Genomic DNA, 12,929 nt, shown 5'->3' on the forward strand with positions numbered 1-12,929 from the left:
ATTTCAGCGCCGAACGGGCCGTGGTGGACGGCACAGCGCCGGGGCAAAAATGACACCGGTCCCGCTTTCCGATCCCGAGATATCGGTGTCGGAAAGCGGGATCGGTGTCATTTGGTGCGAGAGACCGGAGGTTATGCCTCCAGGACCACCGGGATGATCATGGGGCGGCGGCGCAGCTTGCGGTTGACCCAGGTGCCGATCACGCGGCGCACCACCTGCTGGAGCTGGTGGGTGGTGTGGTCGGTGCTGGCCATGACGGCCTCTTCCAATGCGGCGGCGATCTTGGGCTTGATCTCGTCAAAGACGGAATCATCCTCGGCAACGCCGCGGGCGTGGATGTCAGGGCCCGTGACAATCTTGCCCGTGGCGCGGTTGACCACCGTGATAATGGAGATGAAGCCCTCATCGCCCAGCACGCGGCGGTCCTTCAGGTCCGCGTCGGTGATCTCCCCGACGCTGGAACCGTCCACGTAGACAAAGCCGCATTCCACCTGGCCGGTGATCGTGGCAACGCCGTCCGCCAGGTCGATCACGGAACCGTCGTCGGTCAGCAGCACGTTCTCGGCCGGCACGCCGGAGGAGATGGCAATCTTGGCGTTGGCGATCAGGTGCCGGGTTTCGCCGTGCACGGGCATGACGTTTTTGGGCTTGAGGATGTTGTAGCAGTACAGCAGCTCGCCGGCTGCGGCGTGGCCCGAGACGTGGACCTTGGCCGTGCCCTTGTGGATGACGTCGGCGCCAAGCTTGAGCAGGCCGTTGATGATCCGGAACACGGCGTTCTCGTTGCCCGGAATCAGGGAGGAGGCCAGGATGACGGTGTCACCGGTGCCCACCTTGATCTTGTGGTCGCCGTTGGCCATGCGGGACAGTGCTGCCATGGGCTCGCCTTGTGAGCCGGTGGACATGAGGACCACCTTGTTGTCCGGCAGTTCCCCCACGTTCTTCAGGTCAACCAGCACGTCCTCGGGCACGTGGAGGTAGCCGAGCTTGGCGGCGATGGCCATGTTGCGCACCATGGAGCGGCCCACGAAGGCCACCTTGCGCCCGTGCAGCACGGCCGCGTTCAGGACCTGCTGGACGCGGTGCACGTGGGAGGAGAAGCTGGCCACAATGATGCGGCGGTCGGCCTTGCCGAACAGGGCCTCAAGGGTGGGCCCGATCTCGGCCTCGCCCGTGGTGAAGCCGGGCACGTCGGCGTTGGTGGAGTCCACCAGGAACAAGTCAACACCCTCCTCGCCCAGGCGGGCGAAGTGGCGCAGGTCGGTGATGCGCCCGTCCAGCGGAAGCTGGTCCATCTTGAAGTCGCCCGTGTGCAGGACGTTTCCGCCTGCGGTGCGGATGAACACGGCCAGGGCGTCGGGGATGGAGTGGTTGACGGCCACGAACTCGCATTCGAACGGGCCCAGCTGCTCCACCTGCTCTTCCTTGACGGTGAGCGTGACGGGCTTGATGCGGTGCTCCATGAGCTTGGCCTCGATGAAGGCCAGGGTCAGCTGGGAGCCGATCAGGGGGATGTCGGCGCGCAGGCGCAACAGGTACGGCACGGCGCCAATGTGGTCCTCGTGCCCGTGGGTCAGGACCACGCCAACAACATCGTCCAGCCGCTCGGCAATGTAGGAGAAGTCGGGCAGGATCACGTCGACGCCGGGCTGGTCCTCTTCGGGGAACAGCACACCGCAGTCAACGATGAGCAGCTTGCCGTCCATTTCAAAGACGGTCATGTTGCGCCCGATCTCGCCGATGCCGCCCAGCGGGACGATCCGCAGCGTGCCGGGGGCCAGCTGCGGCGGTGTCCGCAGGCCGGGCTCGGTGGTCTGGGTCATGAGCGGAAGTCCATTCCGGCCTCGGCCAGGTCTGCCTTGATCAGGGCAATCTCGGCCTCGCCCGGTTCCACGAGGGGAAGGCGGACCACTGAGTTGGCCAGGACGCCCTGCCACTTGAGGATCTGCTTGACGGCCACGGCGCCCTGGACATGCCCCATGGTGGCGCGGATGACCGCGTCCAGCTCGAAGTGGATCTTGCGGGCGGTGACAAAGTCGCCTGCGGCCGCGGCGTCGATGAGGGCGCGGAACTGGGGCGCGGCCACGTGTGCGCTGACGCTGACAAGTCCGACGGCGCCGGCGGCCATGAGCGGCAGCGTCAGTCCGTCGTCGCCCGAGTAAACGTCGAGGTCCGTGTTGGCCAGCACGCGGCTGGTCTCGGTGAAATCGGCCTTGGCATCCTTGAGCGCCGTGATCCGCGGGTGGTTGGCCAGGCGGATGATGGTTTCCGTGAGGATGGGCACCCCGGCGCGGCCGGGAATGTCATAGAGCATCACGGGAAGTTCGGTGGAGTCGGCGATGGCCTCAAAGTGGGCCTGAATGCCGGCCTGGCTGGGCTTGTTGTAGTACGGGGTGACAATGAGCAGGCCGTCGATGTCCAGCTTGGCCGCGCGCTGGGACAGGCTGATGGAGTGGCGGGTGTCGTTGGTGCCGGTGCCGGCGATGACCCGGGCACGGCCGCCCACGGCGTCAATCACGGCCTGGAACATGCCCAGGTTTTCCTCGTCCGTCAGGGTGGAGGTTTCACCCGTGGTGCCGGTGACAAGGATGCCGTCGCAGCCGTCGTCGACCAGCTTGTTGGCCAGCTCGCCGGCGGCCTTGTAGTCCACTGCCCCATCGGCGGTGAAGGGGGTGACCATGGCGGGCACCAGTGTTCCGAAGGTGCGGGGTGAGATTTGAGTGACAGACATGCCTAAAACGTTACCTGTTGTTGGGCGTTTTCACGCAACCTTGACCATGCTGTGGGCACCCGCGTGGATGAGAATATACTTCCGGACATGGAGGTTTCGAAGATCGGGCGGATCTCGGCGGCGGCGGCCGTTGCGGCGGCCGGCGTGGCCGCTGCCGTGGGCGGGGTGGCGGTGCTTTTCCGCGAGGAGGGCAAGGCGGCGAAGGCGCATGTGGGCCACCGCCTGGGCGACCGCGGACCCGACGCCGACACCGTGTACTGCGCCGCCTGGGGAAACCCGCTGCGGCTGGCCGTGGCCGGGGACTCCGTCGCGGACAGCCTGGGCGCCACCACAGCCGAGGCGACCCTGGGCGCCAACCTGGCCCGTGCGCTGGCCGAGCATGCGCACCGCGCCGTTGAACTGCGCACCATTGCCGTGGTGGGAGCGCGCACCGAGGGCCTGCCCGCCCAGGTCAATTCGCTGCCCGAGGGCTTCCTGCCGGACATCACAGTCATCATTGTGGGCGGCAACGACCTCACGGGGCATGTGCCGCTGGCCGGTTCAATCCGGGCGCTCCAGGATGCCATTGCGCTGCTGCGCGGGCTGGGCAGCGAGGTGGTGGTGGGCACCGTGCCGGACTTTGACACGCTGCCGTCGCTGCCGCAGCCGCTGCGTGAGTTTGGCGGGCAGATGTCGCGCCGGCTGGCCGGGGCCCAGTTCAAGGCCGCCGCGGCCGCCGGCGCGCATCCGGTGCTGCTGGGCCGGGCCGTGCGCCAGATTTTCCTGTCAGACCCGCGCGACATGTTTTCCGTGGACGGCTTCCACCCCTCCAGCATGGGCTACCGTTCTGCGTCGCTGGCCCTGGTCCCGGCCGTCCTGGCAGCGTACGACGGCGGCCTGCCGCGGCCGGGTGCCGTGGCCGTGCCGCCGCTGCGCCCGGGCACCGACTGAGCCTGCTGACAGCCCTAGCGCTGGGGCGTGAGCGAGGCCAGGAACGGCAGCCACTCAGCCAGGATGGGCTGGGCCGGTATCAGGGTGTTGCCGTGGTTGCGGCCGGGCAGCTCCACGAAGCGGGCATTGGGCATGAGCTCCGCCGCCCTGCGTGAATCCTGGTGCCGGGACCGGTCCTGTGTGCCGGCCATGAGCAGCGCCGGGGTGGTGATGGCGGCCAGGGCCGACTCGGGGACGGGTGCGTCCGCCTGGGTCTGGGCGAAGTAGGCGCGCAGGGCTGCGGCGTCGTTCGCCAGGAAGGCGGCGCGCGTCTGGGCATCCAGGGGGCGCCCGATGCGTGCCTCCCAGCCCGCAACAAAGGCGGGCATGCCGCCGGTGCCGAGGGCGTCGTCGTACTCGGGGAAGAAGAGCCGGCCAATGCTGCCGGGGGCAATGCCGTAGCCGCCGCCCAGCGAGGTGAAGGACAGCATGCGTTCCGGGGCGGTGGCGGCCAGCGAGAAGCCCATGCGGGCGCCCACCGAGTAGCCGCCGTAGTGGGCGGCAGGGGCACCGGCGGCGTCCAGCACGGCAAGCGCGTCCTCCACGAGCGTCTCCATGGCGTAGGCCGCCGCCGTGTCCGGCTTGCCGCTGCGGCCGTGCCCGCGCAGGTCCATCGTGATGACGCGGAAGTCGTCCCGAAACGCCTTGGTGAAACCAAAGCCGCGCCAGATGGCCTTGCTCAGGGCGCTGCCATGGACCAGCAGGAGCGCCGGCCCCTCCCCCACGGAATCCCAGGCGAGTTCGACGCCGTCGGACGGGTTCTGCGCAACGGGCACGTGGATCAGGCCTTGGTGCGGTAAATGGCGATGGCGTCGCGCATTGCCTGGCGGGCGCGCTTGCGGTCGCCGGCGGCGTCGTAGGCGCAGGAGAGCCGGAACCAGGAACGCCAGTCCGACGGCGCGGCCTCGGCCTCGAGCTTGTACTTCTCAAATTCGGCGTCGGCGGCGGCCCGGACAATGCGGCCGCCGGGTGTGCGCGGAAGGTTGTCCTCGGGCAGCCCGCCCTCGGCCTCCAGGACCTTGGCCATGGCCTCGGTGGTGGCGCCGAAGCGCAGTTCGCTGATGAGCGCCCAGGCCGCCACGAAGGGGATCAGCAGGTACGCGGCGCCCAGAAGCTTGGCGGTCCAGTCGGGGTCGCCCATCAGCAGCAAGGAGCGCTGCAGCATGATGACCATGTAGAAGACGAGCAGGAGGGCGATCAGGCCCACCCAAATCTTGGTTTTGCTGAGCTTGAGCGCTGCCATGGCCCTAGCCCTCCAAATCGAGGTAGCCGTCCAGGCCCACCGTGAGTCCGGGGCGGGTGCCCACGGTGCGCACGCCGAGCAGCACACCGGGCATGAAGGATTCGTGGTTGAACGAGTCGTGGCGAATGGTCAGGGCCTCGCCGTTGCTGCCGAACAGCACCTCCTGGTGGGCCACGAGGCCGGCCTGGCGGACGCTGTGCACGGGGATGCCGTCCACGGAGGCGCCGCGGGCGCCGTCGAGCTCGGTTTCCGTGGCGTCGGGGGCGGCCGGGACGCCGGCTGCCTTGCGGGCGGCGGCAATGAGCTGGGCCGTGCGCAGGGCCGTGCCGGAGGGGGCGTCGACCTTGCGCGGGTGGTGCAGTTCAATGATTTCCACGGAGTCGAAGTAGCGGGCTGCCTGGGCGGCGAAGCGGGTGGCCAGCACCGAGCCCAGCGCAAAGTTGGGGGCGATCAGCACGCCGGCCTGCGGGTGCCCGGCGAGCAGCGCCTCCAGCGCGGCCAGGCGCCCGGCGTCCCAGCCGGTGGTGCCCACAACGGCGTGGATGCCGTGCTCCACGGCGAAGCGCACATTGGCCTCGGTGGAATCCGGCACGGTCAAATCGACCACAACCTGCGCGCCGCGCTCCAGGAGGACGTCAAGGGAGTCGCTGCGTCCCAGCGCCGCGACGAGCTCCATGTCGGCCGCCGCGTCGATGGCCGCAACGGCGGCCGTTCCCATTCGTCCCCTGGCGCCGAGCACGGCCACCTTCAGCAATTCAGTCATGCGTTTAAGCCTACTGGCTTTCGGCCCCGGGCTCGTCCGGCCCGTCCGGTTCACCTGGTGCGGTCCCCGGCACGGTGCCGGCGCCCACCCATTCCACGCCGCCGTCGGCAAAGAACTGTTCCTTCCAGATGGGCACCTCGGCCTTGATGCGCTCCACGAGGGCCGAACACAGCTCGAAGGCCTCGGCCCGGTGGGAGGAGGCCACGGCGCACACGAGCGCCGCGTCGCCAATCTCCAGGGGCCCCACCCTGTGGGCGACCCAGACGCGCACGGGGTGCCCGTCCGGGTCGCGGGCTCCGTCCGCGAGGGAGGAGACCACGTTGTTGAGCACGCCCAGCGCGAGCGGGTGGGCACTGTAGGACAGGCGCTGGACCGCGCGGCCGCCGTCGTGGTTGCGGACCACGCCGCTGAAGCTGACCACAGCCCCGGCGGCGTCGGATTCGACGGCGGCAATCGCGGCGTCGACGGAAATGGGGGCGGCGCTCAACAGTGCCGCGACGACCTCGACGTTAGTGGCCATGGTGGCCGCCCGCCTGCTCCAGCAGGTGCTTGATGATGGGGTCCAGCACGGCCAGCCCGTCCATGACGCCCGACGGCGAGCCGGGCAGGTTGACGATGAGCGTGGTCCCGGCCAGGCCGGCATGGCCGCGGCTCAGGGCCGCCATGGGCGTCTTGGCCAGGCCCGCGGAGCGGATGGCCTCCATGATGCCGGGGATCTCGCGGTCCAGCAGCGGCAGCGTCATTTCGGGGGTCTGGTCGTCGGGGCTCAGGCCCGTGCCGCCGCTCGTGATGACTACGGCGGGACCCTGGGCCAACACCGCGCGCAGGGCCGCTCCGACGGGGGCGCCGTCCGGCACCACGACGGGCGGCTGGGCGTCGAAGCCGTGCTCGCGGAGCCAGTCGGCAATGACGGGCCCGGTGCGGTCCTCGTATTGGCCCAGGGCGGCGCGGGTCGAGGCAATGACGACGGCGGCCGTCCCCAGGGAGGTGCCCGGCTCGCAGGCGCTCACTGCCGGGCCCCGGTTTCGGTGGCAGGGTTCCCGGGGCCGGGGCTGCCTGGGCCGGGGCTGCCTGCGGGGGCTACCCAGTCGCCGCTCTTGCCGCCGGACTTGGCCAGGACCTGAATGCCGGAGATGACGGCGTGCTTGTCCACGGCCTTGATCATGTCATAGACGCTCAGTGCGGCCACGGAAACAGCAGTCAGGGCCTCCATCTCCACGCCCGTGACGCCGCGGGTCTTTACCGTGGCCAGGATGGTGACGGTGGTTTCGCCGAGCTCAAAGTCAATCGTGGCCTTGGAGATGGGCAGCGGGTGGCACAGCGGGATGAGGTCCGGTGTCTTCTTGGCGCCCATGATGCCGGCCACGCGGGCCACGGCCAGGGCGTCGCCCTTGGGCAGGCCGCCGGAGCCCAGCAGGGCCATGACCTCCGGGGTCGTGGACACGGTGCCGGTGGCTGTGGCCTCCCGGGTGGTCACGGCCTTCTCGGAGACATCGACCATGGCGGCCGTGCCGTCGCGGCGCAAGTGGGTCAGTGCTGGGGAATCGGGGGTAGTCACAACAGCAATACTTCCACTTTTGCCCCGTGCTGCAATTCGGTGACCCCCGCGGGGATGCTGATGAGTGCGTTGGCCTGGGCCAGGGAGCCCAAAAGGTGGGACGATTCCCCGCCCACCTCGCGGACCGAGGGGGCCGCCTCAAATTCGGGGCCGGAGTAGACGCCACGGCGGATCTGGTGCTTGCCGGCGGGTGAGCTCAGGCCGTGTTCAAGAACTGCCACAACTCGCCGGCGCGGGACGGGTGCGCCCAGCAGCTCGGTCAGGGCCGGGCGCAGGAACAGTTCCAGCGAAACATAGGAGCTGACGGGGTTGCCCGGGAACGCCAGGAACGGCACGCCCCGGTAGCTGCCAAGGCCCTGCGGCCCGCCCGGCTGCAGCGCCACGGACACAAATTCCATCTGGGCCGCCGGCCCCGCACTGCCCAGCGCCATGCGCACCACCTCGAAGGCGCCGGCGCTGATGCCGCCCACCGAGATGACCAGGTCCGCACCGGGTATGCCCCCTGCTTCACTGCCTGCGGCGCCCAACTGGTCATCCAGCAGTGCCAGCAGCGCGGCGGGCTCGTCCCTGACCATGTGGGTGTGCAGCACCTCAACGCCGGCCTCTTCAAGGGCGGCGCCGAGCAGGGTCCCGTTGGCGTCAAAGATCATGCCCGGGGGCAGGCCTGCGGCCGCGGCGGGGTCGCCCGGTGACAGCACCTCGTCCCCCGTGGTGACAAGAAGGACGCGCACCTTGCGCCGCACCGCCAGTGACGTGCAGCCCAGGGCGGCGGCCAGGCCCAGGTGTGCGGCGTTCAGCACAGTGCCGGCGGCGATGGCCAGGCTGCCCCGGGCCACATCGGAGCCCTGGCTGCGCACAAAACGGCCGGCCGTGGTGGCAGGCAGCTCCACGGAATCACCGGGGTCGGCAAAGAGCGAAGGGACGGCGGCTTCCACGGGCACCACGGCATTGGCGCCGCGCGGCAGCATGGCCCCGGTCATGATGGGGGCGGCGGTGCCGGCTTCCAGGTCGCGGGGAACGGCACCCGCAGCTATGGTCTCCGCAACCCGGTAGGAGGTTGATTTGGCAGAATCAGCCGAAATCGGTTGTACATCATCGACCATGACGGCGTAGCCATCCATCTGGGAATTGGCGAACGGCGGCAGGTCCACGGGGGCCATGAGGTCCGCTGCCAGCACCCGCCCGCGGGCCAGGCCCAGCGGCACCTCCGTGCCGCCGTCGTGCGTTGCCGAGAGGGGCCCTCCGGCCCAGCTGCGGCGCAACAGCCGCTCAACGGCTTCCTGGTGTTCTGCGACTGTCCTGCGCATGGCATCCTTCCAACCGGCGCCGGACGGCACCACTGCCCCCATCCTAGGCGAGCGGCCCGGCAGGGCGCCGGAACTCAATAAATGGCGTAGCGTTGAACCATGGAGAGCAAAAGCGTGGCCCTGGGCATCCCGGAAATGCGCCCCGGCACCGTCGGCGCGCCACGGACAGGCGGCGATGCGTCAGGCCTGCTGGACCAGTTCGGCCGCACGGCCACCGACATGCGCCTGTCGCTGACGGACAAGTGCAACCTCCGCTGCTCGTACTGCATGCCGGAGGCCGGCCTGGAATGGCTGAAGAAGGACAAGCTGCTCACTGCCGACGAAATTGTCAGGCTCGTGGGGCTCGGCGTGGACCGGCTGGGCGTGCGCGAACTGCGCCTGACCGGCGGCGAGCCTCTGGTGCGGGCCGACCTCGTGGAGATCATTGCCGCCCTGCGCCGCAACCACCCGAAGCTGCCCATCTCGCTGACCACGAACGGCGTGGGGCTGGCCAAGCGGGCCCAGGCGCTGGCCGACGCCGGGCTGACGCGGCTCAACGTCTCCATGGACACCCTGCGCCACGACGCCTTCCTTCAGCTCACGCGCCGCCCCTTCCTTGACCAGGTCCTGGCCGGCATCGAGGCTGCGGCTGCGGCCGGGCTGACGCCGCTGAAGATCAATGCGGTGCTGCTGCGCGGCATCAACGACGCCCACGCCGCAGAGCTGCTGCAATGGTCGCTGGACCGCGGCTACGAGCTGCGCTTCATCGAACAAATGCCGTTGGACGCAGACCACGGCTGGACCCGCGAGGGCATGATCACGGCGGCGGAGATCCGTGACCTTTTGGCCGCTGACTTTGACCTCTCCGCCGACCCCCGCGCCCGCGACGGCGCCCCGGCGGAGCGCTTCGAGGTGCGCAGGCACGGCTCCGCGGAGCTGCTGGGCACCGTGGGCATCATCGCCTCGGTGACCGAGCCGTTCTGCGCCGACTGCCGCCGCACCCGCATCACGGCCGAGGGCAAGGTCATGAGCTGCCTGTTCTCCCGCACCGAAGTTGATTTGCTGGCCCTGTTGCGGGCCGGTGGTTCCGCGGCCGACGACGACGCCGTCGCCGCCCGCTGGCAGGACGCCATGTGGGCCAAGCCGCGCGCCCACGGCATGGGCCACCCCGGGCTCGGCGACGCCGACTTTGTGCAGCCTGACCGCAGCATGAGCGCCATCGGAGGATGAGCATGTTCGTACGTTTTTTTGCAGCGGCAGCCGCAGCCACGGGCGTTGAGGAGCAGCGGGTGGACCTCGCCGCGCTGACCACATCCGGACCCTTCACGCTTGCGGACCTGTCCGGGCTGCTGGCCGCAAGCTTCCCGGCGTCGGCCTCGGCGGGCACTCCCCCGCTGGGTGAAATCCTGACCCGCTGCAGTTTCCTGCTCAATGAGGTGGCCGCCCGGGACCTGTCCACGGAACTCTCCCCCGGCGACGTTGTGGACGTGCTGCCGCCCTTCGCCGGCGGCTGACAACACCCTCCTACGCCAGGGGCCCCAGTGCCAGGGCCAGGAGGGCGCCCCTGCTTTGGACTCCGCACTTGGCAAAGAGCGACTTGAAGACATCCTGGGCCGTGTACCTGCTGATGGCCATGGCGCGTGCCAGCGCTGCCGTGTCCGCCCCGCTCGCGGCCAGTTCCAGCAGTTGGCATTCACGCGGGCTCAGGGCGAAGCACCGTTCGAAGACCTCGATCCGTTCCGAGGGCAGGGCGTCCTGAATGGTGACGGCAATCGGCGCAGGGGCTCCGGCAACGCCCGTCGTCATCCTGGCGGCTGAAAGGCTGGCCCACACCCCGTCTCCCACATGGACGCGCGAGCGGGCCGGATGGGCGTCGACGCCGCACTCCACCGCCAGAAGCTGCGCAGCCACGTTCAACACCTCGGCCGGCACACCCTGGTGCGGGCGCGGTGCCCGCTGCAACAGTTCGAGCCACGGGGCCGCCGATTCGGTCTGGCTCACAATGGACAAGTCGTCGGCCAGCACGAGCACGGCCTGACGGTGGCCCGGCGTTGGACCGTCCGGGGCGCCGCGCTGGAACTCCCGGGCGGAGCATTGCCGCAGGCCCGTGGCAATCGCCGCCGCCATGGATTGCAGGACCTGCGCTTCGGCGCGGGAAAAGTCCGGCTGGCCCTGCACCCGCCACAGTTCGAGCCAACCCCACAGGCCCCAGCGGTCGGCAAAGGCAACGGACAAGACGTCCACCACCCCGAAACGGGACAGGAGCGGCCACAAGGCACTGCGGGCCGGCTCATCCCCCGTGGCCTGCTTCAGGGACACCGCACGCGAGGGGTTGCGCGGCAATGATGTCCACCGGTTGACGGGGGTCCGGTAGCGCAGGGAGATCAGCGCCGGCAGCTCCCCGGCAAAAGGGCCCTGGGCCATGGGTGCAATCCCGACGGTGGTGACGGGGTCCGCCAGCGGCCAGACCCAGGCGTCATGACCGACGACGGCGTGCAGCTGCGCCAGGACCCCGGTCCGGTAGGCGTGGCTGTCCAGCCGGGCATCCCCCAGTGCCACGATCCGCTCCAGGCAGCGGTGCAGGGCCCATTCGCTGGTCATGATTCCAGTATGCGCGCCCACACAGACTGGGCATGGATTCCCAGATTTGTGGGATGGTGCCACGCTGCCCGCGGGCCTAGCCTCAAGGCATCAGTTCCCACGAAAGGAAAGGGCAATGCACACCTTGCAGATTGAACACGGCATCAAGGACTTCGGCATGTGGCTGGGGGCCTACCAGGCCGATCCGCTGGGGCGTGCCGCCTCGGGGGTTCTCGCCGAACGCGTGTACCGGCCAGTGGGCGAGGACCACTACGTGGTCCTGGACCTGGATTTCGCCACGGCCGGGGAGGCTGAGCTGTTCCTGGGGCGCCTGAGGTCGCAGGTGTGGTCCACACCGGCAGCTTCCCCGGCACTGGCCGGCGGACCCAAGACACGCATCGTTGAACAGCTCAGCCTGCCCGTGCCCAAGGGCGGGTCCTAGAGGCCGAACGTCTCGGTCTCGTCGAAGGGGCCAACCACTGTGATGGTCCGCGGGGCTGCGGCCAGCTCGCGGGCCAGCTCCTGGACCTCGGCGGCCGTGACCTGGCGGATGCGGGACAGGGATTCGTCAATGTCCTGGAATTCGCCGGTGACGAGTTCCGCCCGGCCCAGGCGGGACATGCGTGATCCGCTGTCCTCCAGGGCCAGGACGATGCCACCGGAGAGCTGGCCCAGGGCCTTCTTCAGTTCCTCGTCCGAGACGCCGTGCTCGGCCAGCTTTTCCAGTTCCTCGGTGAGCAGGCCAATGACCTGGCCCACCTTGGCCGGGGCGCATCCGGCGTACATGCCGAAGTAGCCGGTGTCGGCGTAAGAGGAGGCGAAGGAATAGGTGGAGTACACCAGGCCCCGCTTCTCGCGGATCTCCTGGAACAGGCGCGAGGACATGCCGCCGCCCAGGACCGAGTTGAGCACGCTCATGACGTAGCGGCGGGGGTCCGTGGCGCGCAGTGACGGGCAGCCCATGATGATGTTGGCCTGCTCCACCTGGCGGTTGACCACGTGCAGCCCGGCGGTGCCGGTAACCTCGACGGGTTCGCTGGAGCGGCGGGGCACGGGTGCCACGCCCTCGTCCAGGGACCAGCCGGCGGTGCGCAGGGCGTCCATGACCATGGCGCACACGGCATCGTGGTCAAGGCCGCCGGCGGCCGTGATGACGAGCGTCTCGGGCCGGTAGTGCTTTTGGTAGTGCTCCCACACTGATGCGCGGGGCACTGCCATGATGGCTTCGGGGGTGCCGCCGATGGGGCGGCCCAGGGCGTGGCGGCCCATGACGGCCTCCACAAATTTTTCGTGCGCCACGTCGGTGGGGTCGTCGCCGTCCATGGCGATTTCCTCCAGGATGACGTCGCGTTCCTGCTCCAGCTCGGCCGGGTCAATCACGGCTGAGGTGACCATGTCGGCAATGACGTCGATGGCCATGGGCAGGTCGGTGTCGAGCACGCGTGCGTAGTAGCAGGTGCTTTCCTTCGCCGTTGCGGCGTTGGATTCGCCGCCCACCTCGTCAAAGGCGGAGGCGATTTCCAGGGCCGTGCGGCGCCTGGTCCCCTTGAACAGCAGGTGTTCAAGGAAATGGGTTGAGCCGTGTTGGCCCTCGGTTTCATCCCGAGAGCCAACACCAACCCAGAACCCGATTGTCGCACTGCGCTGTCCGGGCATGGACTCGGTAAGGACCCGCACACCGCCGGGCAGGACCGAGCGGCGCACTACTGCGCCGCCGGCCTGTCCGGAGATGATGGTTGAGTCACTGCCGTTGTGTCCGTCGGCAGCGCTGAGAAGCGGCAAAAGGGTGATCGCCATGA

The 12,929-nt window shown here is 69.2% G+C and carries 15 protein-coding genes; 4 read left to right on the plus strand and 11 right to left on the minus strand.

The genetic code is table 11. The features are described 5' to 3' along the window. Positions 1–131: 131 nt before the first annotated feature. Both PCK14_RS14170 and dapA read right to left on the minus strand, forming a co-directional pair. Complete coding sequence (locus PCK14_RS14170; RefSeq protein ID WP_269939149.1) at positions 132–1,823, minus strand: ribonuclease J; 1,692 nt, start codon at positions 1,821–1,823, stop codon at positions 132–134. Further along, positions 1,820–2,731: a 4-hydroxy-tetrahydrodipicolinate synthase gene (gene dapA / locus PCK14_RS14175; RefSeq protein WP_269939150.1), complete on the minus strand. Its 912-nt coding sequence runs from the start codon at positions 2,729–2,731 to the stop codon at positions 1,820–1,822. The genes PCK14_RS14170 and dapA overlap by 4 nt, the downstream gene beginning before the upstream one ends. Before the next feature lie 87 nt (positions 2,732–2,818). Between dapA and PCK14_RS14180 the strand changes: the two genes are divergently transcribed. Beyond that, the gene (locus PCK14_RS14180) at positions 2,819–3,661 is read left to right on the plus strand and encodes an SGNH/GDSL hydrolase family protein (protein ID WP_269939151.1); all 843 of its coding nucleotides are present in this window, start codon (positions 2,819–2,821) and stop codon (positions 3,659–3,661) included. A gap of 14 nt (positions 3,662–3,675) precedes the next feature. Here the strand turns inward: PCK14_RS14180 and PCK14_RS14185 are convergent, their stop codons facing one another. The 7 genes from PCK14_RS14185 to PCK14_RS14215 are packed head-to-tail and all read right to left on the minus strand — an operon-like array spanning position 3,676 to position 8,571. After that, positions 3,676–4,476 carry an alpha/beta fold hydrolase gene (locus PCK14_RS14185; RefSeq protein WP_269939152.1) on the minus strand — a complete coding sequence of 267 codons (801 nt, stop codon included), beginning with the start codon at positions 4,474–4,476 and terminating at the stop codon, positions 3,676–3,678. A gap of 5 nt (positions 4,477–4,481) precedes the next feature. Beyond that, entirely contained in the window at positions 4,482–4,943 is a 462-nt protein-coding gene (locus PCK14_RS14190; RefSeq protein WP_269939153.1) for a hypothetical protein, read from the minus strand. Positions 4,944–4,947: 4 nt separating this feature from the next. Next, the gene (dapB, locus tag PCK14_RS14195; protein WP_269939154.1) at positions 4,948–5,706 is read right to left on the minus strand and encodes a 4-hydroxy-tetrahydrodipicolinate reductase; all 759 of its coding nucleotides are present in this window, start codon (positions 5,704–5,706) and stop codon (positions 4,948–4,950) included. 10 nt (positions 5,707–5,716) lie between these two features. Further along, the gene (locus tag PCK14_RS14200) at positions 5,717–6,226 is read right to left on the minus strand and encodes a molybdenum cofactor biosynthesis protein MoaE (protein WP_269939155.1); all 510 of its coding nucleotides are present in this window, start codon (positions 6,224–6,226) and stop codon (positions 5,717–5,719) included. Continuing rightward, the gene (locus PCK14_RS14205; RefSeq protein ID WP_269939156.1) at positions 6,216–6,716 is read right to left on the minus strand and encodes a MogA/MoaB family molybdenum cofactor biosynthesis protein; all 501 of its coding nucleotides are present in this window, start codon (positions 6,714–6,716) and stop codon (positions 6,216–6,218) included. Before PCK14_RS14205 ends, PCK14_RS14200 begins: the two co-directional genes overlap by 11 nt. Further along, the gene (moaC, locus tag PCK14_RS14210) at positions 6,713–7,207 is read right to left on the minus strand and encodes a cyclic pyranopterin monophosphate synthase MoaC (RefSeq protein ID WP_269939183.1); all 495 of its coding nucleotides are present in this window, start codon (positions 7,205–7,207) and stop codon (positions 6,713–6,715) included. Before moaC ends, PCK14_RS14205 begins: the two co-directional genes overlap by 4 nt. A gap of 53 nt (positions 7,208–7,260) precedes the next feature. Next, positions 7,261–8,571 (minus strand): molybdopterin molybdotransferase MoeA, encoded by a 1,311-nt coding sequence (locus tag PCK14_RS14215; protein WP_269939157.1) that lies wholly within the window; start codon positions 8,569–8,571, stop codon positions 7,261–7,263. A 135-nt stretch (positions 8,572–8,706) separates the two neighbouring features. Between PCK14_RS14215 and moaA the strand changes: the two genes are divergently transcribed. Together moaA and PCK14_RS14225 are read left to right on the plus strand one after the other, a co-directional pair. After that, positions 8,707–9,780: a GTP 3',8-cyclase MoaA gene (gene moaA, locus PCK14_RS14220; protein WP_269939184.1), complete on the plus strand. Its 1,074-nt coding sequence runs from the start codon at positions 8,707–8,709 to the stop codon at positions 9,778–9,780. 2 nt (positions 9,781–9,782) lie between these two features. Continuing rightward, positions 9,783–10,064 (plus strand): MoaD/ThiS family protein, encoded by a 282-nt coding sequence (locus PCK14_RS14225; RefSeq protein WP_269939158.1) that lies wholly within the window; start codon positions 9,783–9,785, stop codon positions 10,062–10,064. A 10-nt stretch (positions 10,065–10,074) separates the two neighbouring features. Here PCK14_RS14225 and PCK14_RS14230 read toward each other — a convergent pair whose 3' ends face one another. Then, positions 10,075–11,151 (minus strand): helix-turn-helix transcriptional regulator, encoded by a 1,077-nt coding sequence (locus PCK14_RS14230; RefSeq protein WP_269939159.1) that lies wholly within the window; start codon positions 11,149–11,151, stop codon positions 10,075–10,077. 115 nt (positions 11,152–11,266) lie between these two features. Between PCK14_RS14230 and PCK14_RS14235 the strand changes: the two genes are divergently transcribed. After that, on the plus strand, positions 11,267–11,572 hold the full coding sequence (locus tag PCK14_RS14235) for a hypothetical protein (protein WP_269939160.1): 306 nt from the start codon (positions 11,267–11,269) through the stop codon (positions 11,570–11,572). On the opposite strand, the gene PCK14_RS14240 is transcribed toward PCK14_RS14235, so the two are convergent. Next, complete coding sequence (locus PCK14_RS14240) at positions 11,569–12,927, minus strand: M16 family metallopeptidase (RefSeq protein ID WP_269939161.1); 1,359 nt, start codon at positions 12,925–12,927, stop codon at positions 11,569–11,571. The genes PCK14_RS14235 and PCK14_RS14240 overlap by 4 nt on opposite strands. Positions 12,928–12,929: the final 2 nt, after the last annotated feature.

The sequence above is a fragment of the Arthrobacter sp. HY1533 genome (assembly GCF_027568515.1).
In the GTDB taxonomy this organism is placed as follows: domain Bacteria; phylum Actinomycetota; class Actinomycetes; order Actinomycetales; family Micrococcaceae; genus Specibacter.

What these genes read in the sequence shown, in the direction of transcription:
- PCK14_RS14170 (WP_269939149.1), bottom strand. Translation starts at nt 1,823, where the DNA reads ATGACCCAGACCACCGAGCCCGGCCTGCGGACACCGCCGCAGCTGGCC.
- dapA (WP_269939150.1), bottom strand. Translation starts at nt 2,731, where the DNA reads ATGTCTGTCACTCAAATCTCACCCCGCACCTTCGGAACACTGGTGCCC.
- PCK14_RS14180 (WP_269939151.1), top strand. Translation starts at nt 2,819, where the DNA reads ATGGAGGTTTCGAAGATCGGGCGGATCTCGGCGGCGGCGGCCGTTGCG.
- PCK14_RS14190 (WP_269939153.1), bottom strand. Translation starts at nt 4,943, where the DNA reads ATGGCAGCGCTCAAGCTCAGCAAAACCAAGATTTGGGTGGGCCTGATC.
- dapB (WP_269939154.1), bottom strand. Translation starts at nt 5,706, where the DNA reads ATGACTGAATTGCTGAAGGTGGCCGTGCTCGGCGCCAGGGGACGAATG.
- PCK14_RS14200 (WP_269939155.1), bottom strand. Translation starts at nt 6,226, where the DNA reads ATGGCCACTAACGTCGAGGTCGTCGCGGCACTGTTGAGCGCCGCCCCC.
- moaC (WP_269939183.1), bottom strand. Translation starts at nt 7,207, where the DNA reads ATGGTCGATGTCTCCGAGAAGGCCGTGACCACCCGGGAGGCCACAGCC.
- PCK14_RS14215 (WP_269939157.1), bottom strand. Translation starts at nt 8,571, where the DNA reads ATGCGCAGGACAGTCGCAGAACACCAGGAAGCCGTTGAGCGGCTGTTG.
- moaA (WP_269939184.1), top strand. Translation starts at nt 8,707, where the DNA reads ATGCGCCCCGGCACCGTCGGCGCGCCACGGACAGGCGGCGATGCGTCA.
- PCK14_RS14225 (WP_269939158.1), top strand. Translation starts at nt 9,783, where the DNA reads ATGTTCGTACGTTTTTTTGCAGCGGCAGCCGCAGCCACGGGCGTTGAG.
- PCK14_RS14230 (WP_269939159.1), bottom strand. Translation starts at nt 11,151, where the DNA reads ATGACCAGCGAATGGGCCCTGCACCGCTGCCTGGAGCGGATCGTGGCA.
- PCK14_RS14235 (WP_269939160.1), top strand. Translation starts at nt 11,267, where the DNA reads ATGCACACCTTGCAGATTGAACACGGCATCAAGGACTTCGGCATGTGG.
- PCK14_RS14240 (WP_269939161.1), bottom strand. Translation starts at nt 12,927, where the DNA reads ATGGCGATCACCCTTTTGCCGCTTCTCAGCGCTGCCGACGGACACAAC.